Source organism: Vibrio anguillarum (assembly GCF_001989995.2).
In the GTDB taxonomy this organism is placed as follows: Bacteria; Pseudomonadota; Gammaproteobacteria; order Enterobacterales; family Vibrionaceae; genus Vibrio; species Vibrio anguillarum.
Map to the genome: position 1 here is coordinate 1 of NZ_JAHGUP010000135.1, position 326 is coordinate 326.

A 326-nucleotide genomic window follows, 5' to 3' on the forward strand; every position below is an offset into this window, starting at 1 on the left:
ACTTTAAATGGAATAAAGGATGTTGTTCGCCCTCTGGATTGGAAATTAGACGAAACCAACAGGCAGTTATATGATGTTAATAACAATATAGGTTCGGGTGTTGGTGTTCTTCTTGAACATGGTTTAACTAATACGGCTAGCATTGTTGACGCTATTAAATCCAGTGGCGGTACTGGCGGCGGTGATAGCTCCTCCGTTGTCGAAGCTCTCAATGCTCAAACTGGTGAGATTAAAGGCAGTCTAGACGCTCTATCTGATGCGCTTTCCACTGGCTCTTATGTTAGTCGTGAGTTCAAAGGAAAAGTTGATTTTGATACTGTTGGCCT

At 42.6% G+C, this 326-nt stretch carries 1 pseudogene; it reads left to right on the plus strand.

Going from position 1 to position 326, the window contains the following annotated elements:
- Window positions 1-326: pseudogene (locus PL85_RS18925) on the plus strand (hypothetical protein); the annotation flags it as partial.